This window comes from Phocaeicola massiliensis B84634 = Timone 84634 = DSM 17679 = JCM 13223 (assembly GCF_000382445.1).
Taxonomy (GTDB): Bacteria; Bacteroidota; Bacteroidia; order Bacteroidales; family Bacteroidaceae; genus Phocaeicola; species Phocaeicola massiliensis.
The window spans coordinates 2,928,298-2,953,132 of the sequence record NZ_KB905472.1 but is presented as its reverse complement, the minus strand read 5'-3'; the positions used below and the strand labels follow the sequence as shown (position 1 = coordinate 2,953,132).

General features: G+C 43.6%; 20 protein-coding genes. 14 read left to right on the top strand and 6 right to left on the bottom strand.

Features of this window, described 5'->3' with window-relative positions; translation table 11 throughout:
- Positions 1-2 precede the first annotated feature (2 nt).
- On the top strand, positions 3-2,312 hold the full coding sequence (locus HMPREF1534_RS06845; RefSeq protein WP_005941634.1) for a GH92 family glycosyl hydrolase: 2,310 nt from the start codon (positions 3-5) through the stop codon (positions 2,310-2,312).
- Positions 2,313-2,332: 20 nt separating this feature from the next.
- On the opposite strand, the gene HMPREF1534_RS06850 is transcribed toward HMPREF1534_RS06845, so the two are convergent.
- Positions 2,333-2,857 (bottom strand): hypothetical protein, encoded by a 525-nt coding sequence (locus tag HMPREF1534_RS06850; protein WP_005941631.1) that lies wholly within the window; start codon positions 2,855-2,857, stop codon positions 2,333-2,335.
- 369 nt (positions 2,858-3,226) lie between these two features.
- On the opposite strand from HMPREF1534_RS06850, the gene HMPREF1534_RS06855 reads away from it, so the two are divergent.
- The 9 genes from HMPREF1534_RS06855 to HMPREF1534_RS06895 all read left to right on the top strand — a co-directional run bounded on the left by HMPREF1534_RS06855 (position 3,227) and on the right by HMPREF1534_RS06895 (position 13,208).
- Positions 3,227-4,072, top strand: a complete 846-nt coding sequence (locus tag HMPREF1534_RS06855) for a mechanosensitive ion channel family protein (RefSeq protein ID WP_005941629.1) — start codon at positions 3,227-3,229, stop codon at positions 4,070-4,072.
- 34 nt (positions 4,073-4,106) lie between these two features.
- Entirely contained in the window at positions 4,107-4,784 is a 678-nt protein-coding gene (locus HMPREF1534_RS06860; RefSeq protein WP_005941626.1) for a porin family protein, read from the top strand.
- A gap of 238 nt (positions 4,785-5,022) precedes the next feature.
- The gene (locus tag HMPREF1534_RS06865; protein WP_005941621.1) at positions 5,023-5,787 is read left to right on the top strand and encodes an ion transporter; all 765 of its coding nucleotides are present in this window, start codon (positions 5,023-5,025) and stop codon (positions 5,785-5,787) included.
- A gap of 573 nt (positions 5,788-6,360) precedes the next feature.
- Positions 6,361-6,858, top strand: coding sequence for a helix-turn-helix domain-containing protein (locus tag HMPREF1534_RS06870; RefSeq protein WP_005941619.1), 498 nt, complete (start codon positions 6,361-6,363; stop codon positions 6,856-6,858).
- Positions 6,859-6,902: 44 nt separating this feature from the next.
- Positions 6,903-9,449: a hypothetical protein gene (locus HMPREF1534_RS06875; RefSeq protein WP_005941616.1), complete on the top strand. Its 2,547-nt coding sequence runs from the start codon at positions 6,903-6,905 to the stop codon at positions 9,447-9,449.
- Between the two features lie 187 nt (positions 9,450-9,636).
- Complete coding sequence (locus HMPREF1534_RS06880) at positions 9,637-10,482, top strand: endonuclease/exonuclease/phosphatase family protein (protein WP_005941613.1); 846 nt, start codon at positions 9,637-9,639, stop codon at positions 10,480-10,482.
- A gap of 20 nt (positions 10,483-10,502) precedes the next feature.
- Positions 10,503-10,844 (top strand): hypothetical protein, encoded by a 342-nt coding sequence (locus HMPREF1534_RS06885; RefSeq protein WP_005941610.1) that lies wholly within the window; start codon positions 10,503-10,505, stop codon positions 10,842-10,844.
- 90 nt (positions 10,845-10,934) lie between these two features.
- Positions 10,935-11,915: a glycoside hydrolase family 130 protein gene (locus HMPREF1534_RS06890; protein WP_005941607.1), complete on the top strand. Its 981-nt coding sequence runs from the start codon at positions 10,935-10,937 to the stop codon at positions 11,913-11,915.
- Between the two features lie 48 nt (positions 11,916-11,963).
- A complete protein-coding gene (locus tag HMPREF1534_RS06895) occupies positions 11,964-13,208 on the top strand; it encodes a Gfo/Idh/MocA family protein (RefSeq protein WP_018452067.1) in 1,245 nt (414 codons plus the stop codon).
- A 33-nt stretch (positions 13,209-13,241) separates the two neighbouring features.
- Here the strand turns inward: HMPREF1534_RS06895 and HMPREF1534_RS0119080 are convergent, their stop codons facing one another.
- Positions 13,242-13,622: a hypothetical protein gene (locus HMPREF1534_RS0119080; RefSeq protein WP_128081335.1), complete on the bottom strand. Its 381-nt coding sequence runs from the start codon at positions 13,620-13,622 to the stop codon at positions 13,242-13,244.
- A 27-nt stretch (positions 13,623-13,649) separates the two neighbouring features.
- On the opposite strand from HMPREF1534_RS0119080, the gene HMPREF1534_RS20385 reads away from it, so the two are divergent.
- Complete coding sequence (locus HMPREF1534_RS20385; protein ID WP_154653383.1) at positions 13,650-13,805, top strand: hypothetical protein; 156 nt, start codon at positions 13,650-13,652, stop codon at positions 13,803-13,805.
- A 337-nt stretch (positions 13,806-14,142) separates the two neighbouring features.
- Here HMPREF1534_RS20385 and lacZ read toward each other — a convergent pair whose 3' ends face one another.
- Complete coding sequence (gene lacZ, locus HMPREF1534_RS06900) at positions 14,143-17,235, bottom strand: beta-galactosidase, LacZ type (protein WP_005941598.1); 3,093 nt, start codon at positions 17,233-17,235, stop codon at positions 14,143-14,145.
- A 117-nt stretch (positions 17,236-17,352) separates the two neighbouring features.
- On the opposite strand from lacZ, the gene HMPREF1534_RS06905 reads away from it, so the two are divergent.
- Complete coding sequence (locus HMPREF1534_RS06905) at positions 17,353-18,207, top strand: ion transporter (protein ID WP_005941595.1); 855 nt, start codon at positions 17,353-17,355, stop codon at positions 18,205-18,207.
- A 9-nt stretch (positions 18,208-18,216) separates the two neighbouring features.
- Here HMPREF1534_RS06905 and HMPREF1534_RS06910 read toward each other — a convergent pair whose 3' ends face one another.
- Complete coding sequence (locus tag HMPREF1534_RS06910) at positions 18,217-19,221, bottom strand: lytic transglycosylase domain-containing protein (RefSeq protein WP_025066891.1); 1,005 nt, start codon at positions 19,219-19,221, stop codon at positions 18,217-18,219.
- A gap of 406 nt (positions 19,222-19,627) precedes the next feature.
- On the opposite strand from HMPREF1534_RS06910, the gene HMPREF1534_RS06915 reads away from it, so the two are divergent.
- Positions 19,628-20,299: a hypothetical protein gene (locus HMPREF1534_RS06915; RefSeq protein WP_005941590.1), complete on the top strand. Its 672-nt coding sequence runs from the start codon at positions 19,628-19,630 to the stop codon at positions 20,297-20,299.
- A gap of 106 nt (positions 20,300-20,405) precedes the next feature.
- On the opposite strand, the gene rhaD is transcribed toward HMPREF1534_RS06915, so the two are convergent.
- Both rhaD and HMPREF1534_RS06925 read right to left on the bottom strand, forming a co-directional pair.
- Positions 20,406-21,215 carry a rhamnulose-1-phosphate aldolase gene (gene rhaD, locus HMPREF1534_RS06920; protein ID WP_005941587.1) on the bottom strand — a complete coding sequence of 270 codons (810 nt, stop codon included), beginning with the start codon at positions 21,213-21,215 and terminating at the stop codon, positions 20,406-20,408.
- Positions 21,216-21,262: 47 nt separating this feature from the next.
- Entirely contained in the window at positions 21,263-22,744 is a 1,482-nt protein-coding gene (locus HMPREF1534_RS06925; RefSeq protein ID WP_005941584.1) for a rhamnulokinase, read from the bottom strand.
- A gap of 211 nt (positions 22,745-22,955) precedes the next feature.
- Between HMPREF1534_RS06925 and HMPREF1534_RS06930 the strand changes: the two genes are divergently transcribed.
- Positions 22,956-24,824 carry a tetratricopeptide repeat-containing sensor histidine kinase gene (locus HMPREF1534_RS06930; protein WP_005941581.1) on the top strand — a complete coding sequence of 623 codons (1,869 nt, stop codon included), beginning with the start codon at positions 22,956-22,958 and terminating at the stop codon, positions 24,822-24,824.
- The last annotated feature ends 11 nt before the right edge of the window (positions 24,825-24,835 follow it).

Here is a 24,835-nt window from a genome sequence, read left to right as displayed (position 1 = left end):
CGATGATAAAGAAACTTTTCCTGTCAGTTGTATTCTTTTGCCTCACTTTATGGGTGCAGGCAAAGGACTATGCCGATTATGTGAGTCCGTTGGTGGGAACTCAGTCCTCTTTCGAACTTTCCACCGGCAATACTTATCCTGCGACTGCCCGTCCGTGGGGAATGAATTTTTGGACACCACAAACCGGAAAGATGGGTGACGGATGGCAATACGTCTATACGGCCAACAAGATTCGCGGTTTTAAGCAGACTCACCAGCCCAGTCCGTGGATTAACGATTACGGTCAGTTTTCTCTGATGCCCGTTACCGGGAAGCCGGAGTTTGATGAAGACAAGCGTGCCAGTTGGTTTTCCCATAAGGCCGAACTGTCGCGTCCTTATTATTATAAGGTGTATCTGGCGGAACATGATGTAGTGACCGAGCTTACACCGACCGAACGTGCGGTGATGTTTCGCTTCACTTTTCCTGAAAATGATTCATATATTGTGGTCGATGCTTTCGACTGTGGGTCATCTATCAGGATTATTCCCGAAGAGAATAAGATTATAGGCTATACCACACGCAACAGTGGCGGCGTGCCCGATAACTTCAAGAACTATTTTGTCGTTGAGTTCGACAAGCCGTTTACTTATCGGGCCACCTTCTCCAATGATGAGAAGCCTAAAAGGAAAAAGGATGAGGTTTCCCTTTCTTTAAAGAGAGACGTCATGGAGCAGAATGCTTTTCACACAGGAGCCGTTATCGGCTTCAAGACCCGTAAAGGGGAAGTGGTGCATGCACGGGTCGCCTCTTCGTTTATCAGTCCCGAACAGGCGGAAGCGAATCTGTGCGAACTGGGTGCCGATGATTTCGATACGCTGGTGCGAAAAGGCAAGGATGCCTGGAACCGGGTGTTGGGCAAGATAGAGGTGGAAGGCGGAACAGACGAACAATATCGCACCTTCTATTCCTGTCTCTACCGTTCGTTGCTTTTTCCGCGTAAGTTTTATGAAATGGATGCGAAAGGACAGCCGATACATTACAGTCCTTATAATGGCAAGGTGCTGTCCGGTTATCTATATACCGATACCGGCTTTTGGGATACATTCCGCTGCCTGTTTCCATTGCTCAACCTGATGTATCCATCCGTCAACAAGGAAATTCAGGAAGGTCTGATAAATACTTATAAAGAAAGCGGTTTCTTTCCCGAATGGGCGAGTCCGGGGCATCGCGGTTGTATGGTGGGTAATAACTCGGCCTCCGTTTTAGTGGATGCTTATATGAAAGGTGTGCGTGTGGAAGAGGTGGAAAGTTTGTATAAAGGGTTGCTGCACGGAACCGAAAATGTGCATCCCGAAGTATCCTCCACCGGGCGACTGGGCTATAAATACTATAATCGTTTGGGTTATATCCCATACGATGTGAACATCAACGAGAATGCTGCCCGCACACTGGAGTATGCATACGATGACTGGTGCATTTACCGTCTGGCAAAGGAATTGAAACGGCCGCAGGAAGAAATTACCCTCTTTGCCAAACGTGCCTTGAACTATAAGAATCTTTTCGACACCGAAAGTAAGCTGATGCGCGGCAAGAACCGGAACGGAGAATTCCAAAAACCGTTCTCTCCGTTGAAGTGGGGAGATGCATTTACCGAGGGAAACAGTTGGCATTATTCCTGGTCGGTTTTTCATGATCCGCAGGGGCTGATAAACCTGATGGGAGGTAAAGAAATGTTTGTCACGATGCTTGACTCGGTGTTTGCCGTTCCTCCTGTTTTCGATGACAGTTATTACGGGCAGGTGATTCACGAAATACGTGAGATGACGGTAATGAACATGGGGAACTATGCACACGGCAACCAACCCATTCAACACATGATTTACCTTTACGACTATGCCGGACAACCCTGGAAAGCGCAATATTGGTTGCGTGAAGTGATGAATCGTATGTATACTTCGGCTCCCGACGGATATTGCGGAGACGAGGACAATGGCCAGACTTCGGCTTGGTATGTGTTCTCGGCATTGGGCTTTTATCCGGTATGTCCCGGAACGGATGAATATGTTCTCGGTGCACCGCTTTTCCGCAAGGCAACCCTTCACTTTGAAAACGGCAACGACTGGGTGCTCTCTGCTCCCGAAAATAGTGAAGCAAACCGTTATATCGACCAAATGCTGGTCAACGGCCGGGTCTATACGGCAAACTTTCTCAAGCATGGTGAGATGTTGAAGGGCGGTAAGGCAGAGTTTCGTATGTCTGCCCACCCCAACTTGCAGCGCGGAATACAGGAGGCGGATTTGCCTTATTCTTTTTCAGTAGATGGAGTGTGACAGATATATGATGGAAAGTGTTAGTCGTCATCATCGTCATCATCCCAATCGTCATCGTCACGATCATGCCATTTGGGGTGTTTATGGCGTTTATGCTTTTTATAGTGTTTGTGATGATGTTTATTGTGATGATCGCAATAGGAACAATAATGTTCATGCCAACAGTTGCTATGATAATGAATCCTGTCATAGAACGGGTTATAATATGTTGAACCGGGTTTGATACCTATTTCTACCAGAATACGATTCCAGCCATATCGGTGATAACGTTTATAGTAATCACATACATCCCGCATGTGTTTGCCGGAAGTTCTGGCTATTTCAAGAGCCAAGCCAACATTTCCCCAATCGCTTCCACATCGCCTATAATAGTCATCCAATGAACGGTTGGACACATTATATTCTACACATAAACGCTTCCGGTAATCAGATAACTCTACAGAAGCGTATTTATTTGCTCTGCCTATAAACAGCGACAACCTATCCTGTGCGAACATGGAACAAGATATGGCAATGAATAATAACAGAATTTGAAATCGTCTCATAATGTTATAAAATTATTCGTTGAGTAAAATCATTAGAGCCACAAATATAGATATTAAATATACAACAAGCAATCTTTTCTTGGAACTTCAGCGTAAGATTTAATTATTGCTTGATAGAAGTTTTTAATTATCAGTAGGATACGAAATATTTTGTGTCTTGAGGTATGGCGTTTTGAATAATGGGTATGGTTTTTATTGATTATATATGGTATCTTTGCAATTTCAAAATGTTCGGTTATTTAAGGATATAAAAGAATATATCAGACAAATTATTGAGACAAGACAATATGCGCAGTTGGAATGTGTTTACACATTTATAATTCGACAGAGATAAGTTGATTGATTTTTATTTGTAAAACGAAGAAAAATATGAATTGGTTGTTATTGAATGCAGCTCCGGGCAGTAAGATTGAGCAAGCGTTGGAAAAGTTGGTAGATTTTGGAATGGATGCAGGTAAGGATATATTTGTTGCCATCCTGATATATTCCATTGGTCGTTTTATCATCAGGCAGATAAGTATATTAATTGCCAAAGTTCTTGAAAAAAGGAAGATAGAGGTTAGTGTGCAGACTTTTTTGAAGAGTCTGGTGAAAATTTTACTGAATATGGTACTTGCTTTTGCCATAATTAGCAAGTTGGGAGTTGAAACTACCAGCTTTGCTGCACTTTTGGCATCAGCCGGTGTAGCTGTAGGTATGGCGCTTTCCGGCAATCTTTCTAATTTTGCAGGTGGTTTGATTATACTTGTTTTTAAACCGTTCAAAGTGGGCGATTATATAGATGGTCCCGGAGTGAGCGGTACCATAAAGGAAATACAGATTTTTCACACCATACTTTCTACTCTTGACAATCGAATGATATATGTTCCCAATGGAATGCTTAGCGGAAACGCTGTGACTAATTATAGTAAACAGGAAATGCGTCGTGTTGAATGGGTATTTGGGGTAGAATATGGAGAAGATGTGAAAAGGGTCAGAGCTGTATTGCAACGTATTATCAATGCGGATAGCCGTATTTTGGATACTCCCGCTCCCATAATCGTTTTGGGGTCGTTAAGTGCAAGCAGTGTGGATATTACCGTTCGTGTCTGGGTAAAAAGTGCTGATTATTGGAGTGTTTTGTATGATATCAATGAAATTGTTTATACGACATTTAATGAAGAAGGCATCGGGTTCCCTTTCCCACAACTCACTGTACATCAGGCAAAAGATTAATAAGGTATAAATTTAACTTCTTAAATAAGTGATAATGAAAAAACTAATTTGTTTATTTACTATTTTGGCATTTCTTGGAGTAGCCAACAGTATGGCTCAAGGATTGCATTTTGGTTTAAAAGCCGGTGTGCTTGGTAATAAAGCAAATGTCAGCGGTATGCGTAATCAGTTTAAGGAAGAGAGTTTGACCGGATTCCAAGTAGGACCTATGTTGCAATATCAAACAGGGCTTCATGGCATTGCTTTGGATTTTTCTTTGTTGTATGTACAACGCGGAGTGAAGCTTACCAATACTTCTAATGGGCGTAGCACTGATATCAGAACACAAAGTATTGATATTCCTATAGAGCTGAAATGGGAAATGGGGATATCAGATGATTTTGATTTATTTTTGGGAGCAGGTCCTTCTTTCTCTTTTTTGGTGGATGAGGATAATTGGGGACGTAAACTGGCTCATATTGCTGTAGATGCGATAGATAAGGATCTTTCATCTATGGGGTGGCGCTCTACTGAAGTTGGATTGAACTTGGGAGGCGGTGTGAAGATTGTGAAGCATCTGATGGTAAGCTGTTACTATAATATAGGATTGACTCAGTCTGCCAAACATAATATAGGAGGTAATAAGCATGACGTCATAGATCAGATATTTGATGGTGATGTATTTGAAAGTAAAAATAGGTACTGGCAGTTATCACTTGCTTATGTATTTTAATTTAGGCAGGTATAAACGATAGCGGTTTGGTATGTTTTTTATGGGAGTGTATCAAAAACTCAACCGGTCTATCCCATCGTCGGCGGTAGGGGTAGGGCTTGCCTGCCCGAATACACGAAGCAAACTGTTTTCGGGCGAGCAAACCTCGCCCCTACGAACTAAACGACAGTATTATCCACGTTTTGACAACCCCAATTTTGTTTATGGGAAGATATTTAATCAACAAGTATGATAAAAAATGAAACTATATATTCTGATACAACGTTTGTTGAAAAGGCAATGGGTTCGATGTTTTGTTCTTTTCTTTATTTTGATTTCAATTATAGCGGTTATTGCAAGTTCATTTGAGGAAATGTCTGAATACAAAGTACCATTATTCGGAATAACCTATATATCTTCTTTTGTTTTTCTGGTTGAATATACAGCCCGCATTTTATCTGCCCCCGCGCTCTATCCTGATATGAAAGCAGCAAAAGCACGTCTGAAATATACATTTTCCTTCTATGGTTTTGTTGATTTTATAGCAGTGATTCCTTGTATTCTTACTTATGTATATTGGAATACAGAAGTGGTGCATATTATTATTTTGCCCTATATTTTTATTATTTTTAAATTGATACGGCATTCGCGCTCTTTCTGGGTTATCGGCAAAGCTCTTGCTTCCGTTAAGGAGGAGCTTGAGACAGCCTACACTGCCAGCTTTATTACGATTTGTTTTTCTGCCATTCTTATGTATTATATTGAAAGGAGTGCTCAACCCGAGGTTTTTGAAAACATTGGCGACGGGATTTGGTGGGCTATCATTACATTTGCAACGGTAGGGTATGGCGATATTTATCCAATTACGCCTTTGGGAAAATTATTGGGGTGCATCATTTGTTTGGTGGGAGTAGCAATGGTGGCTATTCCGACCGGTATCATCAGTTCTTCTTTTATCAATATCGTACAAAAAAAAGAGAAGAAACAAGGAGAGGACTGCAATAACGAAAGTGATAAGCAGTAAATTGTTGTGATACAGTGGTGTGCGTGGTTAAAGTTTGTTTGTGGCGACAACGAACTTATTTCTTGTTTTTGGCAGAATAGAAGAAGGCAGTACACTTCGAGAAAAGGTCATGGCTTTTTTGAGAAAATTTTAAGTTCATCGTTGAACTAATTGGAACTTTCCGGCAAGCATTGGGTATTTCGCATTAAGACTATTTTATGTTTGTTAGTAATTGACAGTCAGAATAAAAAGAAATCCCATTTAATGCTTAATTGCTTCATAATGTGGAAAGTATATTTGGAAGAATAAGAAGAAAAAAAGTGTATCTCTTAGTAAGAGATACACTTTTCGCTGCAAATTTACACAAAGTTTTGATAATTAAAACTTTTTGAGAAGAAAAATCACAAGGCAAGTGCAAAAATATCTTTAGTCTTAAGTTTTAGGACACTTTTTTATAGGTTTAAACAACTCATAATAAAGTAATTATGTGCGTCCGGTGTATCTCTTACTAAGAGATGCATCGGACGCAACTCTTTTTTAAGGGTTTGAAAGATGTGTATTTATTTGAAATAGAGACGATAAAAAGAGAGTACAATGGACTATCTATTCCTACACCGCGATAAGCGTACCTTTACTTCCGAAAGGCAGAAGAATCTGCTTTTCCGGGCTGCCCGGATTTATTGGGAGCAGAAGTTCGCAAACTGTGAGCCGGAGAAAGCAAGAAAAGTCGATTGTGAGCTATATAAATATGTATTGTATTATTTGGAAGTGCGCCAAGTGTTTCTTGACCCGAAGCTCTCACTGAAGAAGCTGAGTGAGATGATTGAAACGAACCAGACTTATCTGTCGAACGTCGTGAACCGCTACTTCGGTTGTCATCTGAAAGAGTTGGTGAACACGTATCGGGTGGAATATGCCAAGGAACTGCTCCGTTCGGGCAAGTGTCCGCCGGAGGAGCTGCCTCAACGCTGCGGGTTTCTGTCGCGAAGTGCGTTTTATGCTGCTTTTAAAAAGGTGACGGGCGTTTCTCCCCAACGTTATATGAAATATGGACAGAGGGAAAAGCTCTCGGAATCAACAGAATATGTATAACCAATTTTAGTTTTTTAAATTTATAAATTTAAAGTTTTTCTATTATGAACAAAAAGTTTTTAAGTGCAATCCTGTTCGGAGCCTTAATGGTTTCGTCGACAGGAACATTTGTGTCTTGTAAAGATTACGACGATGATATCGACGAAATCAACAAGGAATTGACTGACCTGAAATCAAAACTTTCAGATCTTGAAAGTAAAGTAAATGCCGGTGGCGCTTACGTTACCAAGATTGAATCGGTAGACGGTGGTTTCAAAGTATCGGTAAGCGACGGTACTTCTTACAACCTGACTGTTGCCAGCGCTGCTGCCGGTAGCAAGGTTGTGATTGATGACAAGACCGGTGAAATCAGCATTGATGACAAGGCTACAGGCTGGTTTGCCACTACCGGTGAAGGTGAAGAAGCAGTAGATATGACTCCGTATGTAAAAGACGGATACTGGTATCTCTATGACAAAACAGCAAAAGAGTTTGTGAAGTCTGAATACAAAGCTGCCGGTAACGCTTATGCTGTAGTAGCTAACGGTATCTGTACATTGAACATTCCTGATGCTGATGGTAAGATGCAGACTATCCAGTTGCCTACCACTTCGGCTGCTATCACTGGTGTGCAATTTATTAATGTAGGTAACGGAGCTGTTGAACCTACTCCTGCATACGCTTTGAACTATGGTGTGGCAACAAAGGACAATGCTAAATGGGATGGTCCTAAGGGTGCGATTACTAAAGACCAATTGTTGGTAGGTACTATCGAACCTCTTACTTTGCAGGTATATCCTTCTTCTGCAGACTTGTCTAACGCAGATATTAAGTTGGTGGGTAGCGATGGCACAGTTGCTCCGGTTAAGGTAACAGCTACTCCGTTTGAAGGTGTTATCACCAAGGCTGCTTCTGCCAATGGTCTGTGGAATCTGAATATCCGGCCGGATGAAACGGTAACAGACAAGACTATTGCAGATGCATTTAAGGCTGAAACTGGCAACTATGCTTATGCATTGCAAATCAATGGCAATATCCTGACCGGATATGCTTCTAAAGTTACTCCTACTGATAAGTCTACTGCTGGAGCTCTTGCAGCTGCTGATGTTAAATACAATGCTGAAAAACTTAGCTCAGCTAAAGTACCTTTCGGTGAAACAGTTACTCTTGAATTTGATGGAACTAAAGCATACGATGCTTATTTGACTCCGAAATCGGCCAGTGAATTAGAATTGGCAGGTGTTACTATCGATGGTAAGACTATGTCATTCACTTCTACTGAAAAGGCTGCCGGTAAGACGGTTAAGTTTACTGTGAATTTCGTAAACTTTAAGGGAGAAACCGGTACTGCTTTTGATATAACAGTTAACTTCGAAGGTGCAACTGTTGATCCTGAAGCTCCTGTAGCAGCAGTGAAATATACAGCAACTGATGGTGTTAAACCTATCATTATTGATTTAGGTACTACATTTACAAGCTTGAGTGCTCAGACTGCTACAGCGTTGGCTGCTGTTACTCCGACTTGGAATGTGATTTCTATTGACGGTAAAGCGGTAGCTACAGCAGACCAATCTACTGCTAACGGTAAGTTTGCATTTGCAATGACTCAGGTAAAATACTACTCAGACTTGAAAGCTGATGGTACACCGAAAACAGAAGTTACTGCTATAGATAATGCTGATAATCTTAAGAAGGTTAAGTATGCTGTATTTGCACATTCTGATTATCAAGCAACTGCAGCTCTGGGTGCTTATGTATTGAACATGAAATTTGCTGATGCTAGTGGTAATGAATTGAAGAAAGTGGTTGCTCCTGTAACAATCTCTGTTCCTACATTCACTGACTTGTTCACTAAGGTTACTTCTGTATGGAATGCAGATAAGACTGTCTTGAATGCTTTGTTGGTTGGCTCTACTAGTGCAGATGTTGCTAAACAATATGTAATGACTAACGCATTCAAGAGTGTAGAAAACTCAGGTGCGAACTGGAATAACTTGACTCTTACTCCGAAAAAAATGAGTATTAGCGGAACTCCGACTGAGGTTGCTACATATGCTAAAGTCGGCTCAATCTTGGCAATGGCTGATGCTTTGCTTGATGACAATGGTGCAGTAAGAGGCAATGTAACAGTTGATGGTACATATCTGGTTAAAGGTAAAGCAGGCTTGAAAGTTGAAGTTCCTGCATTTGCAGTAAACTTTATGTCTCCGTTCAATGATGCGGTGCTTAACTTCTACAAAGGCGGTAAAGTGGCAGATTTGAATGTTGCAATTGCATCAGATGGTAAAGGTACTATCGCTAAAGTTGAAGGTGCTGCCGGAAAAGAAGTAGGTTTGCAATTAGTTGCCAGCAGTGAAAAGGTGGCAGTTAGCAATGCAATGGAATTGTTTGGTGTAAAAAATACAAATATAAATACAGATGATAAGTTCACATTCGTAGTTAAGGGTGAAGGTGTTCCTGCCGGTGCAACAGCTAAATTGTCTGATGCCGGTATTGCTTTGGAAGGTATGACTTATGCTCCTAACTATTCAGCAACTCTTGAAATGACAGTTACAGCATTGAATGGTATCAAGACTACCATTACATTGCCTATGACTATCAATAAGCCCTAATCATTATCCTAAGTATACTGTTTACTTAAGATAGATGAATCATTGAAGAGTGTGTCCGCCTCGTGCAGACACACTCTTTTACTATAAAACAGGCAGGTATTTAAATAACCTTTTCAAAAACAAACATATTATCAAAACTATTACTACTTTTGCAAACCCTTTAAGTGAAACTTTAGATAGAAGCAGTATGAAACACATTTTATTCCTCGCAATAGCTCTTTTGTCGTTGACAGGCTGTATGAAAGAAAAACCGACAGCCCTTCGTTGGGCTACATTCAACGTTCGCTATGATAACCCACAAGATAGTTTGAACAACTGGCAGTATCGTAAAGCACGCGTATGCAAGTTTATTCAAGAACAGAAAATAGATATCCTCGGAATGCAGGAAGTGTTGCACAATCAGTTTCTCGATTTGCGTTCCGGTCTGCCGGAGTATGACGGTATCGGTGTCGGTCGTGACGATGGCAAGACAGCAGGAGAGTATGCTCCTTTATTCTACCGGAAAGATAAATATGAAGTATTGGACTCAAACACTTTCTGGTTGGCAGAGAATCCCGACAGTGTGGGCATGATGGGCTGGGATGCTGTTTGTGTGCGCATTGCTACATGGGCCAAGTTCAGAGAAAAGTCTACCGGAAAGATATTTATGGCAGTAAATACGCATTTTGACCACATCGGTGAAGAGGCGCGCCGCCAAAGTGCGTTACTTATTATCAAAAAGATAAAGGAAATAGTGGGTGAGCGCCCTGCCATTGTGACGGGCGATTTCAATGTGACGGATGCAAGCAGTGCTTATGAAACCATTACCACGAATGAGTTTGTCATGAAGGATGCTTATAAGATAGCCGGTCATGTGACCGGTGTGGATTATACTTTCCATGATTTTGCCCGCATTCCGCCACAGAACTGCGAGAAGATTGATTTCATCTTTGTCACTCCACAGATAAAGGTAACAGGATGCGATATTCCGGCAGAAATACCGGGCGCTCTGTTGTCCGACCATAATCCCCAGTTGGCTGATTTGGAATTCTAGCCGGATTCCCCGGAGACTCCATGACTCATGTCACTCCCGAAGAACACTGTCTGTTCAGCCCCCTGCTGATATTGTTCCTGTGTCTTTTCTATATATTGATTATGCTTCCCATACGGCTGAACAAGATTTACAGGAAATCCGTCGCCGGGCATACTTGGGTTGAAATGACTCTTGAAGGACTGGTATACGACAGGGCGGAGCAGAAGAAAGAGATTGCCTGGGAGGAGGTGGCAGGCGTAGCCCTTTATAAGGATTATTGTTTCTTATATGGTAAAGGAGGAGGAGAGTTCCTGGTTGTGACTTCGGACGAGAGAGTGAAAGAATCCCTCCTTTATTATCTGAATGCGAGAAAAGTAAAGTAGGAGGGTGAAGTGTTTTCCCTCAAAACGTTGTTCCTGTTGTTATAATGTGTATTTTTGTACTCATTAAAACCAAATCAAAAAAATACGTTTATGAGCAACTTATCTAACATGCCTTGGGAAGACCGCCCGGCCGGTTCGAAAGAAGTGGTGTGGCGCTACTCTGCCAATCCCATCATTCCGCGCGATTTGCTTCCTACTTCCAATAGTATTTTCAACAGTGCCGTGGTGCCTTTCGGTGACGGCTATGCCGGAGTGTTCCGTTGCGATGACACGAATCGCCGTATGCGCCTGCACGTGGGCTTCAGTAAAGATGCCGTTCATTGGGATATCCATCCCGAACCTTTGACGTTTGAGTGTGACAATGCCGAAGTGGGCGAATGGGTGTATGGCTACGACCCGCGTGTTTGCTTCATAGAAGACCGTTATTATGTTACCTGGTGTAATGGTTACAAAGGCCAGCCTACCATCGGTGTGGCATGGACCAAGGACTTCAAGACTTTCCATCAGTTGGAGAATGCTTTCCTTCCGTTCAATCGCAACGGGGTGATGTTTCCGCGCAAGATAAACGGACGTTATGCCATGCTGAGCCGTCCGAGCGACAACGGGCATACTCCGTTTGGAGATATCTATTACAGCGAATCACCCGACATGGAGTTCTGGGGACGGCATCGGCTGGTGATGAGTCCGGCACCCTTTGAAGTGAGTGCATGGCAGTGCCTGAAAATCGGTGCAGGGCCTATCCCTATCGAAACACCGGAAGGCTGGCTGCTCATCTATCACGGCGTGCTCCGCTCGTGCAACGGTTATGTATATGCTTTCGGTTCGGCATTGCTCGATTTGGACGAGCCGTGGAAAGTGAAATACCGTTCGGGAGCCTACCTGCTTTCACCGCGCACTCCTTACGAATGCATGGGCGACGTGCCCAATGTGTGCTTCCCCTGCGCCGCGCTGCATGATGAAGAGACAGGACGCATCGCCATTTATTATGGCTGTGCCGATACCGTGACGGGGCTTGCCTTCGGTTATGTGCCTGAAATCATAGAATTTACTAAACGTACTTCCATCATTTAACTCAAATGATTATCTTTGCGGCATAAAGAAACAAGCAAAGATTTCATCATGATGAACCGGAACGTACTTCATTTGACATGTCCTCCTATACCTGTCCTCCGCATTGGCTTTGTGGGGCTGGGTAATAGGGGGATTTTGGCTCTTGAACGATATATGCATCTGGAGGGTGTGGAGGTAAAAGCCTTATGTGATTTGCGCCCCCGGAATATAGAGCGTGCCACTGCATTGCTCCACCGTTTCAACCGCCCTGCGGCTGTTGCCTATGGCGAAGACGGCGGATGGAGGCAATTGTGCGGACGTGCGGATATTGACTTGGTTTATATTTGTACCGATTGGCTGACACATACCGATATTGCGGTATATGCCATGCAGCAGGGACGCCATGCCGCTCTTGAGGTGCCTGCCGCCATGAGCGTGGCGGACTGCTGGCGTTTGGTGGATACCGCCGAGCAGACACGCCGGCACTGCATGATGTTGGAGAACTGTTGTTATGATGCTTTTGCCTTGACGACCCTGAACATGGTGCGGCAAGGGGCATTGGGAGAGATAACCCATGCCGAAGGAGCGTATATCCATGACCTCCGCCGTCATTACTTTGCCGACGAAACGGAAGGCGGCTATCATAATAACTGGATAAAGCTGTATAGCCAGCAGCATACCGGAAATCCGTATCCCACTCACGGGCTGGGTCCTATCTGTCAATGGATGGATATTCATCGTGGAGACCGCATGGAGTATCTTGTATCCATGTCGTCGCGTGAAGCGGGGCTGTCGGCTTATGCCCGCGGGCAGTTTGGCAAGCATTCCGCCGAGGCTGCACAACCTTATCTGATGGGAGATGTGAATACGACATTGATTCGGACGGTCAAAGGGCGTACTATCGTATTGCAATATGATGTGACGACTCCGCGCCCATACAGCCGGCATCAGACTGTGTGCGGCACAAAAGGCTTCATGCAGAAATATCCCGTGCCTTGCATCCTGCTGGACGAGTATGGTAAAGAACCCTTGGCAGGAGAGGATTTTGAGAAAGTAATGGAACGTTATAAGCATCCGTTCACTGCTACCATCGGTGAGGAGGCAAAGCGGAAAGAGATGCCGAACGAGATGAATTATATCATGGATTATCGTCTGGTGCATTGCTTGCGCAATGGTCTGCCTTTAGATCAGGATGTATATGATGCAGCCGAATGGTCGTGTATCACGGAGCTGAGCGAACTTTCGGTGCGGCAAGGAAGCATTCCGGTGGAGATACCGGATTTTACACGGGGGAATTGGGAAGGAGACAAGTGATGTTCTTGACAGAGGGAGCGTTCTCCTTTCTCCTTACCTTTCGCCTTTTATGGTAAAAGAGTCAAGAATCCGTTTTATCTCTTCGATTTTCCCCGGATTCTTTTTGGCATAATTTTCTCTCATCCTTATGGTTACACAATGTACCATGTCATCATCTTGCTGTAATAAATAGTAAACGCGATATATATTCCATGTCTTATCATATTCTTGACTCTTTTGCACAATGACAAACCTTTCTTGATTCTTATTGGATTTGATTCTCGTTTTGCTGCAGAGCCGGATAGGACCGGAAATCTTTTTCATTTCCAATTCTTCTACTTCTTTTAAAGTAATAGGGGATGCCTTATCTATTTTCTGATAGCTTTCAATAAAACACAATACATGATTCGGTAAGTCTTCCCGGAAATTAATCAATGGAGTTTCCCATATCAGATAATAGAGATGACAACCGATGGACCGGGCGTCTCGCTCTTCCGGTATAATGCCATTGCCTTTTTCATTCTTTGTGCTCCAATGGCAAGGCAAGGTGATGGAGTAGAACTTATTGCTAATCTCTTTCCATTCCTCATTATGTTGCTTGGTGAAGGAGCAACATAATGAGGAATGGAAAGGAGTAGAAGATAGCGGATTGCTTGTTCATGATATGATAATTATGGTTAGTTATATGCTTTAATGCCAATAACGTCCCGGTGAATGAAAGTTATATTTCTATTAACCACGGCTGTGGTTAACTCTAACCACCTACGTGACTAACTCTAACCACCCGGGTGATTAGGCTTAACCACGGTCGTGGCTAAGCAATCACGATATGCTTTACACCAAGATATGTATTTACTTTATAAGTATGTATTCAGTCAGCACTTCCTTATAAAATAAATAAGAACAGCCGAAAGGTAAATCCGGCTGTCCTTATTCAATGCTTTGAGTTCTCTTTTTATTCCATATCTACACTATGCTTTACGGGAGAGAGGATGAATGTAAATTCATAGTCACCGTAAGGCAATTGATATTTAGGCAATGCTATGGTTCCCCAACTGTTGACGCAACCCAATCCCATTTGTGCCTTGTCGATGCACAAGTTGGTGAGGTTGGCCTTCTTCACTTCGGGTGAGTGACGCTGGTCTTTCTGTGCGCCGTCATCCAATGATTCGATGGTGTAATGCAATGCAGAGGCAGAGAAAGGAGCTTCGGCTACAATCTTCACGCCATTGCCGCCGGCATTCAACTGTTTCCACCAACGGATGTCGGTCTTGTTTCCGGTTTCCTGCGGACGGATGTAGGAGTAGAATTGTTCGTCTACACTCTGGCGATAGATGCCCAAATCGGTGCTATGGTTACGGTCACTGTAGTTTTCAACCGGGCCGCGTCCGTAGAACTCAATGGTATTGAAGTTCTTCGGCATTTGCATCTGCATACCGAAACGGAACATCGGAGATACCTTGGCATTCTTATCGGCTGTCATCTTTTGGGTGATTTTAACGGCACCTTGGTTGTTGATGACATACTCCAGATAAAGTTTGGCAGAAACGGCTTTCATGTCGTATTCGGCTGTCACCTGTACTTGATTGTCTACGGTAGTGGAAGCCAGGCGGACAAGTTTCAATCCCGGGTTTTTCCATACTGCAAAGCGGTGTTGCAGGCCGGCACCCATATCATTATCGGTCGGAGCACGCCAGAAGTTGGGGGTCAGTGCAGCGCCTTCTTTAATCATTTCCAGCCCATTGACATCGTATTTGCTCAGGTAACCGTTGGCTTTGTTGAACTCAACAGTGAAGTTCTCACCTTTCACAATCAGGTAGTTTCGCTGGTTGTCGATGATTTGGGGAGCAACGATAGCCACATTGGTGGTCTCTACATTCTTCAACTCCATGGCCGGAGCCTTGTAGGGATTCAGAGTGAGCTGGTCTTTGGCAACTGTATGACCGGCAGCCAATAAACCTTCGCGGTTCTTCAGTTTGTAGGATACGTTCAACAGCCATTCTGTGCACTGGCAAGTCTTGCCTAAGTCAAGTTTAATCTTGGCGGTCTGCTGCGGAGCGACATTGAGATTATCCACACGTCCCGAACGGATTGCTTTTCCGCCTTTCAGCACTTCCCATTCCATATAGTAGGCAGAAAGGTCGCGGAAGAAGTTCTCATTGTAAACGTTTACTTCTCCCTTGCTCAGGTCGGCAGGAGTAGTCCAGATGTTCTGATAGAAATAACTTACCTCGTGCATGTGGGGATTGGGGTTACGGTCGGGGCTGATCAGACCGTTGTCGCAGAAGTTGTTGTCGGATGCATCGAAGCGGTTGAAGTCGCCGCCGTAAGCATAGATTTCAACTCCGTTCTTGCCTTTCCAGCGAACGGACTGGTCGACGAAGTCCCAAATGAAACCGCCTTGCAGGTTCGGATATTTGCGGATGATGTCCCAGTATTCTTTGAATCCGCCTTGAGAGTTACCCATGGCGTGAGCATATTCACACTGGATGAGCGGTTTGGTGGCATCGGTACGCTGACCGTATTTTTCCATGCCTTCATAGCCGTAATACATCGGACAGAAAATGTCGGTGTGCTCTTTCAAGCCGGCTTGTTCGTACTGGCAGGCACGGCTGGGGTCTTCTGCCTTTATCCATTTGTAACATGCTTCGAAGTTGGGGCCGTCTCCGGCTTCATTACCCAATGACCAGAAGATGATGCTGGGGTGATTGAAACCACGTTGAACATTACGCTGGTTGCGTTCCAGATGTGCTTGCTTGAATGACGGGTTCTTTGCCAGAGTAGCTTCACCGTAGCCCATTCCGTGAGATTCCACATTTGCTTCGGCTATTACATAAATACCGTATTTGTCACAAAGGTCGTACCACAGGTTGTTGTCCGGGTAGTGGCAGGTACGCACAGCGTTCAGATTGTATTGTTTCATGATTTGAATGTCCTGAAGCATACGTTCGGGAGATACTACATATCCTCCGTCCGGGTCGAGCTCATGACGGTCGGCTCCCTTGAAAAGAACAGCTTTTCCGTTGACCAGGATTTGACCTCCTTTCAGTTCAATTTTGCGGAAACCGACATTAACGGGGATAACTTCATTGCTTCCCTGCATGCTGGCACGCAAAGTATATAAATAAGGAGTCTCGGCACTCCATTTATTCGGATTTTCTACGTTCATGGTCACAGTGCCGCTTCCTTTGGCGGTAGCCGTGGCTACTTGCTTGCCGGTGGCATCGACCAGTTCCAAATCGACGGTTCCGCTTCCCTTCAGGTCGAGCTTCACAGCCAATGAGCCGTTTTTATATTCAGTATCCAAGTCGGGAGTGACGCGGATATCCTGAATGCGCTTCTTGTTGCGTGCATACAGATAGCAGTCACGTCCTACACCGCTGAAACGGAAGAAGTCCTGGTCTTCCAGATAGGTACCGTCGCACCAGCGGAATACCTGAAAGGCGATTAAGTTCTTTTGTCCCGGTTTCAGGTAAGGAGTCAGGTCGAACTCGGCTTCCAGCTTGCTGTCTTCGCTATACCCCACATAACGTCCGTTTACCCATATATACATATTGGAAGTGACGGAGCCGAAATGAGCGATGATATCTTTCCCTTTCCACGAAGCGGGAACAATGATTTCGCGGCGATAAGAACCGACGTGGTTGTTTTCGGTCGGAACTTCGGGAGGATTGTTCTTAAACTGGTTGCGCCATGCATAGCCTACATTGACATAAATAGGGTCGCCGTAGCCGTTTAATTCCCAAACGCCGGGAACCTGCATATCGTCCCAACCTTTGTCATTGAATGTTGTTTTCCAAAAGTCCATGGGGCGTGCGTCTGCATCTTTCACCCAATTGAACTTCCAGGCGCCGTTTAGCGTCATATAGTTGGCTGATGATTCTTTCAGTCCTTTTTTAGCTGCATCGGCATTTTCGTAAGCAAAGTAGTTGGTGTGCATCGGGGCGCGGTTTACCGCATTTACCTGCGGGTTGCGCCACTCATTGGACTGTGCGCTTGCTGCGAGTGCAAATACGGTGAACAGTCCGGTAAGAAGTTGTTTTTTCATGCTATAATAATTATAAAGGTTTTGTGCAAATATAGTGAAAAACTATAGTACTTATGGGCATAGACCGGGCAATATTTGTTATAATTGTACTTATTTTATAACTTATTCTTAAATATAATGGCATTTTTGAAAGGTATATGGGGAAAATGGCAGCATTTGCTGCACGATGACAAATGGAAGCATAAAATTTATGTAGTCATCTTTGAGAGCGATACTCCGGCAGGGAAATGGTTTGATGTGGCGCTTATCGGGTTTATCGTGCTTAGTATTCTGGTGGTGATTGCCGAAAGTATTCAAGGTTGGTCAGCAGTGATCGGGCCTTATTTGCGGTTTTCGGAATATGTCTTTACTTTCTTCTTTACCGTGGAATATCTGTTAAGGCTTTATTGTTCTCCCCGGCCGCGCAAGTATGCTTTAAGTTTTTTCGGTATTATTGACTTGCTGGCGACTTTGCCTCTTTATATAGGCTGGTTCTTCGGCACGGCGCGGTATTTGCTGGTAATCCGTACTTTCCGGCTGATTCGGGTGTTTCGCATCTTTAAACTGTTTAACTTTCTGGACGAAGGAAACTTGTTGTTGCATTCACTGACCTATAGCAGCCGCAAGATTATTGTTTTTTTCCTCTTTGTGCTGATATTGGTCATCTCTATCGGAACATTGATGTACATGATTGAAGGACAGCGTCCCGGCACGGCTTTCGACAATATTCCCAATAGTATTTATTGGGCGATAGTTACCATGACCACTGTCGGTTATGGCGATATCACTCCCGAAACCCCTTTAGGGCGTTTCCTTTCGGCAGTGGTGATGCTGATAGGCTATACCATCATTGCTGTTCCCACAGGGATTGTATCTGCATCAATGATGAAAGAACACAGACGCAGGCAAGTCCTGAAATGTCCGCACTGTGGAAGAGACGGACACGAAGAGGGAACAGCCTATTGCAAATATTGCGGAGGGAAGTTGGAATAAAAGAAACTGTCATTCCACTACCCATCTTTTATCATGCGGGACAACCATTTGGGGGTTGTAATACATGCCCTCTTTGGTGGGTATTTTCAGCTTATAAGTCCTTTTGCTATGATTGGCTAAGCTGGTTTCCCTCAACCACGGGTTCATATTCTTCAGGATGGCCAATGTGATTCCTTTGCTGCGGGCAAAGCGGGCAAGGTTTGCTATTCCTTCTGTTACGGTTATTTCGGTATAAGGGATGGCAGGGTATAAATCAGATGCTCTCAGCCGGAAACCAAAAGCAGTCGGGTCGGAGAACATAATTTTGGCAGCGAGGATACGATATACATAGCGTGCGGTTTCTTCCACCAATTGCAAATCCAGTGAATCATCTACATCTTGTTTTGCCAGTTGGCTGGCAATTCTTGCCTGTCCGGCATTATAAGAGGCGGCCACTGCCACCCAGTCTTTGTATTTGGCATAAGCATCTTTCAGATAGCGGCAGGCAGCACGGGTTGCTTTTTCCACATGATAGCGTTCATCTATGTTGGAATTGACTTCCAGTCCGTAGTCTCGTCCGGTCCCTTGCATGAACTGCCACAGTCCGGCGGCTCCGGCAGAGGAGCGTGCGATGGGGTTGAGGTTGCTTTCTATTACCATCAGATATTTAAAGTCATCCGGGATTCCGTTTTCCTTCAGTATGGGCTCTACGATAGGGAAATAGCGGTTGGCTTTCTTTATCATTTGCAGGGATGTGCTGTGCATATAGGTAAATGCCAGCAGTTCGCGATCCATACGCTCATGACGGTCGTATCGGCTGAGGTCTATCGTTTTTCCACAGAAAATGACACTGGCCGGCACTTCGGGACTGCTGTATTTCAGTGCGGTGATACCTAAATCTTTTTTTATGGCTGTACTTGCTGTGTCTTCCTGTTCTCCTTTCGGAGCAACGCAACTGCTGCCCACAAGGGCAGGTGAGATTGTGACCAAAGCAAAAAGCATGGCTGCGGTTATGTTCAGTGTATATTTCTTCATCTTTTTTCTACTTTCTTCCGGCGGTGGTACCATCAGGTTATTTTTATATCATGGCAAAGATAGCTTTTTTGCCTTATAATACCTATATTTATTTTTGCAAAGGTGTAATTTATCGTTTGGTGCTGTGCCTGTTGATAATTTACGATTTGCAGTGATGAAGCGGATTAAACGGGAAAAGAGGTAGCAGAAGAAAGGATACCGCCTATGCTCTTATTTTGTTCCGCTTATTTTTATTGTAGTAAATATTCTTCGGATATGTCTTATTTATGGAATATATTTTTCTATCTTTACAGCCATTAAAGGACTGGAGTCTCTAAAAAGTCTAATACATGTGAAGGTAGGGTAGCAGGTTTTGACTTTTCAGAAATGGATACTCAGCCATAGTACGAAATCAATATCGAAAATTATGATAAAGAATAAAGCTCAAAAACAAAAGCTGCTATCCCCGGAAGCATATATTAAGGAGAAAGCAAGACAGTTGCCGATAGTAGAGTGCTATATAGGAACGAAATGGGATTATATGGGGGAAAAGACAGTTATTGTCACTCGTCAACATCCGCAAGGACACTTTACGATGGGAGTTTATTTGGTGGATATTTATTGTAAAGGTTTGCTTCATTCCGAATATTTCTTCAATATGAATCATGACGATTATGAAATGATGGTGAAACGTATCGATATGGATGAGGACTTGAAAAAAGCAGCGTATGCCGATGCCCATAAGTTGGTGTATGGTGCTATCGATTTTGCCGAAGCTGTAGGAATAGATTCTGAGGATTCTTTCGATATCACGAAATATATTCTGGATGAAAAGAAGGAGGAGATACCGTTTGCTGAATTTGGCAGAAATGGTAAACATTACCTGCGTGCCGATACAGATGAGGAAGCTGAACTTTATATACCTATTATAATGGAGGCAATCGGCACTGATTTTACTTACAGTATAGAAGGAGTGACTGATGGAGAAGTGGATGCAGCAGAGGTGCCTTTTGGTGATTTTGATTTCAGTGAATTGAATTATGATGAAGAAGAATTCGACAAAATGTTTGAGAAACTGAATAGGGAATCTCAGGATTGATGTTGTATAGTCTGTTAGATTATCACCTGTAGGGGACAAGCATATCTCGTCCCTACAGGTGACAATAGCAGCGTTATCAACGTTTTGATACCCTTTCTTCTTATTCTTATTTAGGTAAATTGAAAGCGACAGACATTTCTTTCATTTGTTCCTGGCTCATGCCGTCGGGTTCAAAGCCCATGTTCTTTGCCGCGATATAAATCAATGCTGATTTATTCAATACATCAATTTGGTCGAAGGCTGCCATTACATCGCGGTCCACAGCAAAGATGCCATGCTTTTCCCACATGACGACATCATAGTCTGCCAGTTCCTTGATAGTGGCTTCTGCCAGTTCTACTGAGCTGGGAAGCGCATAAGGAATCATGCCTAGGCCGCGCGGACAGAATGCTTTTGTTTCGGGAATCATACTCCACAGCAGGTTAGTGGCTACATCTTTTTCCATGAATTTCTTGTTGTGCGACAAGGCAATCAGTTCGATGGGATGCGTATGTACGGATGCTTTATAAGGAGAACCTTTACTGATGAGGTAATTATGCACGCTCAGATGAGAAGGAACTTCAGAGGTGGGCTGAACCGGTTTGTCGGCTATAATAACGTAGCTTGCGCAGTCATCCAGAATGCGGATAACAGAACCGTTGTCCATGGGGCGGCGAGCTAAATCACGCATACGCATGTTGGTTCCTTTGCAATAGAAATAGCATCCTTTCAGATGAGGCAGTGTAACGCCGATTTGTTTTACTTCACTGATGGCAGGCATATTGCGGATTTCGTCGTCTGCGTATTCTGTGATGTTAACGGTGATATTTCCTCCGTTGCGTTCTGCCCATCCTTTTTGCCATAAATAACCGGCAACTTCTGCTACTTTATTTACTTCATGTGCCAGCTCGGGGCGATTGTCTAAAATTGATTTCATATTTCTTTTTGATTTGATTGTTCTGTAATTTACAAATATAGCAAATATTAAATATCCTCTCTGTAACAGGCAAGATATTTATGATAAGCTTCTTCCCATTGGGTTGTATTCTGCGGCTCGAAGGAGACGGTCTCTACAGAGGTACTGATGAGACGGCGCATGGCGGCAATGTCGTTTACCAGTCCGTTTGCTTTTGCCTGCAGCATGATATTGCCGATTGCTGTTCCCTCACTCGGTCCTGCCATGACAGGAACACCCACTGCATTGCAGGTGAATTGGCTGAGTAGGTTATTGCGTGAGCCTCCGCCGATTATGTGTAATTTTTCGATAGGGAATGGCGCAATCTTTTGCAGCACACTGAATATCTGTTTGTAGCGCATGGATAAACTATCAAAGATGCAACGGGTTATTTCTCCGTATGTTTCGGGGACAGGTTGACCGGTCTGTTTGCAATATCCGGCGATAGCCTTGATCATGGATGCCGGATTTTGGAAACATGGGGCATCGGGATTGATAAGACTGCGGAAAGCGGGTGCTGCCAAAGCAGCGTCAATCAATTCGGTATAAGAATAACTGTTGTTGGTTGTTTCCCATTCCTTGCGGCATCGTTCGAGCAACCACATACCGCAGATGTTTTTCAGGAACCGGGTAGTACCTTCCACTCCTCCTTCATTGGTGAAGTTCTGTTCGTAGCTTTCTTTGTTGATAATGGCATCTTTTACTTCGATACCCATCAGGCTCCATGTGCCTGAGCTTAGATAGGCGAAATTCTCGTTCTGAGCCGGTACTGCTGCCACAGCCGAGGCGGTGTCGTGTCCGGCTACCGAGATGACGGGAACAGCTCCCAGACCGGTCAGTTTCTGTACCTCTTCTGTCAGTACTCCGATTTGCTCTCCGGGGAAGACAAACCGGCCGAATTGTTCTTCTCTGACTCCCACTACGTCCAGCAGTTCTTTTTCAAAACGTTTGGTGCGCGGGTTCAGTATTTGTGAAGTAGAGGCAATTGTATATTCGGTGACCATTTTTCCGGTGAGCATATAGCCCAATGCATCGGGCATAAAGAGAATTTTGTCTGCTGCTTCCAATGCGGTGCAATGATTGCGGTGTAGTGTCGATAACTGGAATAATGAATTGAAATTCATTATCTGAATGCCGGTAATATCATATACTCTTTCGCGAGGAATGTGCGTGAAGTATTCTTCGGGTGCTCCTACTGTATGTGGGTCACGATAGCAATAGGGATTGCGGAGCAGTTCGCCATCCTTACCGATAAGTGCGAAATCCACCCCCCATGTGTCGATACCGATGGAACGGATGGGAATGTTGTCTTTGGCTATTGTTTTGAGTCCGTTGATGATTTCGCGGTAAAGGGCATAAATGTCCCAGTAACAATGACCGCAGGCCTCTATTATATGATTGGGAAAGCGGGTAACCTCTTTCAACTCTAATTTGCCGTCTCCCAGGCAACCTAAAATGGTTCGTCCGCTGGTGGCTCCCAGGTCTACTGCAAAGAAATAAGTGTGTTCCATGTTTCTGCAATTGATAATTTAAGGAATTAATGATACTGCAAAAATAACTCATTCTTTTAAACTGTTCCTCTTTTTTTGATATAATAACTGTTCGAATGCGTGGTAAATGCCCTAAAACATATTATTCTTACTTTTCTGGTAACTTCTTTGGTGAAATGACAGAATATCAATACCTTCGCTAAATGAAAAATGTATGAAGGTTTAATTAAGAATGAAAAAAATAGTCGGACATCTTATTGTTCTCTCTTTATTATGCTTGATAAATGTTAATCCGGCAAGAGCGTGGGATGCTGAACAACGGCAGCCCCAATCTTATGAATTGCAACAAAAATATATCCATTCATTCAGGCAAAATGCCGGCTTTATTCATACAGAGAGGAATGATAGTATCGCTCTTTTTGGGGACAGTCTGACTACTGTATTGGATTCTATAGGCAAATATGATGAATATTTTGAATTGAAGAGGGTCGTAATCCGTTCGCATATTCTTAGGGGGGAGAGTCGCATTGCCGTTGCTCAAAGTGATATGATGTACTCTAAAGCTCAGGCAATGAACCACAAATTCGGAATGGCAATGTCGCTCAGTGCAATTGGTGAAGTGTATAGTCACATGAACCGGTTGGAGGAAGCGGGAACATCACTTGAAGAGGCTTTAAAGCAGTTAAAAGATCCTTCGGATAATCAGATTCTTACAAAAATACTGCTGATGCAATTGGTGGATAATCTTCTGCATTTGAAGAATATTGGGAAGGCTAAATTGTATATAGAGCGCATAAATGAGTATTTGTCGGAAGATTTATCTCCGGTGGAACAGGCATTGTTTTATAATTATAATGCTTACTATTGTATTCAGGCGGGGGTGCCGGATGAAGCCGACAACTACTTAAAGGAGGCTTGGAAGTTAGAACCGATGCTGCCGGTGGGGATTATCCGGCATCTGTTGATAACCGAGGCGGCTTATTATGAGAGTAAGGAAGAATATGAAAAGGCGTTGGATGTTTACGACCGTTTCTTTAAAGGAAAGGCACCGCAGAGCAATCGCGGATTGTATATTGATGCAATGCGTAATAAGGCAGAATTGTATGTTATGATGGGGAAAGAGCAGGAGGCTTTTAAACAGTTTGCTAACGTATATGCTTATGTGAAGTCTGTATTTAATAAGAATTATCCTAAGGAGATTGACCGGCTTTGCACTCGTTTTCAGGCAGATCGGCTGAAGTTTATGAATGAACACCGGCGTACTCTGTCCAACCGCTATTATGTGACCGGAATTGCTGTTTGTGTCTTGGTGCTGTTTTATCTTATTTTTCTGAGTTGGAAGAAAATATTCAAATTGAAGGAATCAAAAAGAAAGCAGGAGGAGATGAGGCGGAAGGCAGAGAATGCCATTCGCAAAAAGAATATGTTCCTTTCTAATATGAGCCATGAAGTGCGTACGCCGTTAAATGCTATTGTGGGTTTCTCCACTTTGTTGGCGTCGGAAGAGGATATGGGCATGGATGACGACTCCCGTAAGCAAGCTTGTGAGATTATCCGTGTCAATTCGCATCAACTGCTGAAACTGATAAATGATATACTTGATTTGTCGGATTTTGAAGAAGACAATATTCACTTCAATATGAAGGAGCATGATGCGGTAAAGATATGCAATGAAGTAATAGAAACCATACGCGCCTCTTATAAACTGAATGTAAGGTTGGAATTTGAGACAGCTCTTGCTTCGTTGAAGCTCGAAACGGATGATTCGCGACTGAGGCAGGTGTTGATAAATTTGTTGGTGAATGCTGTTAAGTTTACTAAAGAAGGTTCTGTTGTGCTTAAACTCGAAAAGGCAAATGACGGGACAGCTCTCTTTTCGGTGGCGGATACAGGTTGCGGCATTCCAAAGGAAAAGCAGAAACTTATTTTCGAACGTTTTGAAAAATTGAATGAGTTTGTACAGGGGACCGGTTTGGGACTTTCTATCTGCCGGCTGATAGTGACGTTCGTAGGTGGTAAGATATGGATTGACGGAGATTATACCCGAGGGGCACGTTTTTGTTTTACTCATCCGTTAAAGTATAAATCGACACTATTATAAGCAGAGTATCA

Bases quoted from the DNA above. Each gene is read 5' to 3' on its own strand.
- HMPREF1534_RS06845 (WP_005941634.1), top strand. From the start codon at position 3: ATGATAAAGAAACTTTTCCTGTCAGTTGTATTCTTTTGCCTCACTTTA.
- HMPREF1534_RS06850 (WP_005941631.1), bottom strand. From the start codon at position 2,857: ATGAGACGATTTCAAATTCTGTTATTATTCATTGCCATATCTTGTTCC.
- HMPREF1534_RS06855 (WP_005941629.1), top strand. From the start codon at position 3,227: ATGAATTGGTTGTTATTGAATGCAGCTCCGGGCAGTAAGATTGAGCAA.
- HMPREF1534_RS06860 (WP_005941626.1), top strand. From the start codon at position 4,107: ATGAAAAAACTAATTTGTTTATTTACTATTTTGGCATTTCTTGGAGTA.
- HMPREF1534_RS06865 (WP_005941621.1), top strand. From the start codon at position 5,023: ATGAAACTATATATTCTGATACAACGTTTGTTGAAAAGGCAATGGGTT.
- HMPREF1534_RS06870 (WP_005941619.1), top strand. From the start codon at position 6,361: ATGGACTATCTATTCCTACACCGCGATAAGCGTACCTTTACTTCCGAA.
- HMPREF1534_RS06875 (WP_005941616.1), top strand. From the start codon at position 6,903: ATGAACAAAAAGTTTTTAAGTGCAATCCTGTTCGGAGCCTTAATGGTT.
- HMPREF1534_RS06880 (WP_005941613.1), top strand. From the start codon at position 9,637: ATGAAACACATTTTATTCCTCGCAATAGCTCTTTTGTCGTTGACAGGC.
- HMPREF1534_RS06885 (WP_005941610.1), top strand. From the start codon at position 10,503: ATGACTCATGTCACTCCCGAAGAACACTGTCTGTTCAGCCCCCTGCTG.
- HMPREF1534_RS06890 (WP_005941607.1), top strand. From the start codon at position 10,935: ATGAGCAACTTATCTAACATGCCTTGGGAAGACCGCCCGGCCGGTTCG.
- HMPREF1534_RS06895 (WP_018452067.1), top strand. From the start codon at position 11,964: ATGATGAACCGGAACGTACTTCATTTGACATGTCCTCCTATACCTGTC.
- HMPREF1534_RS20385 (WP_154653383.1), top strand. From the start codon at position 13,650: ATGACAACCGATGGACCGGGCGTCTCGCTCTTCCGGTATAATGCCATT.
- lacZ (WP_005941598.1), bottom strand. From the start codon at position 17,235: ATGAAAAAACAACTTCTTACCGGACTGTTCACCGTATTTGCACTCGCA.
- HMPREF1534_RS06905 (WP_005941595.1), top strand. From the start codon at position 17,353: ATGGCATTTTTGAAAGGTATATGGGGAAAATGGCAGCATTTGCTGCAC.
- HMPREF1534_RS06910 (WP_025066891.1), bottom strand. From the start codon at position 19,221: ATGAAGAAATATACACTGAACATAACCGCAGCCATGCTTTTTGCTTTG.
- HMPREF1534_RS06915 (WP_005941590.1), top strand. From the start codon at position 19,628: ATGATAAAGAATAAAGCTCAAAAACAAAAGCTGCTATCCCCGGAAGCA.
- rhaD (WP_005941587.1), bottom strand. From the start codon at position 21,215: ATGAAATCAATTTTAGACAATCGCCCCGAGCTGGCACATGAAGTAAAT.
- HMPREF1534_RS06925 (WP_005941584.1), bottom strand. From the start codon at position 22,744: ATGGAACACACTTATTTCTTTGCAGTAGACCTGGGAGCCACCAGCGGA.
- HMPREF1534_RS06930 (WP_005941581.1), top strand. From the start codon at position 22,956: ATGAAAAAAATAGTCGGACATCTTATTGTTCTCTCTTTATTATGCTTG.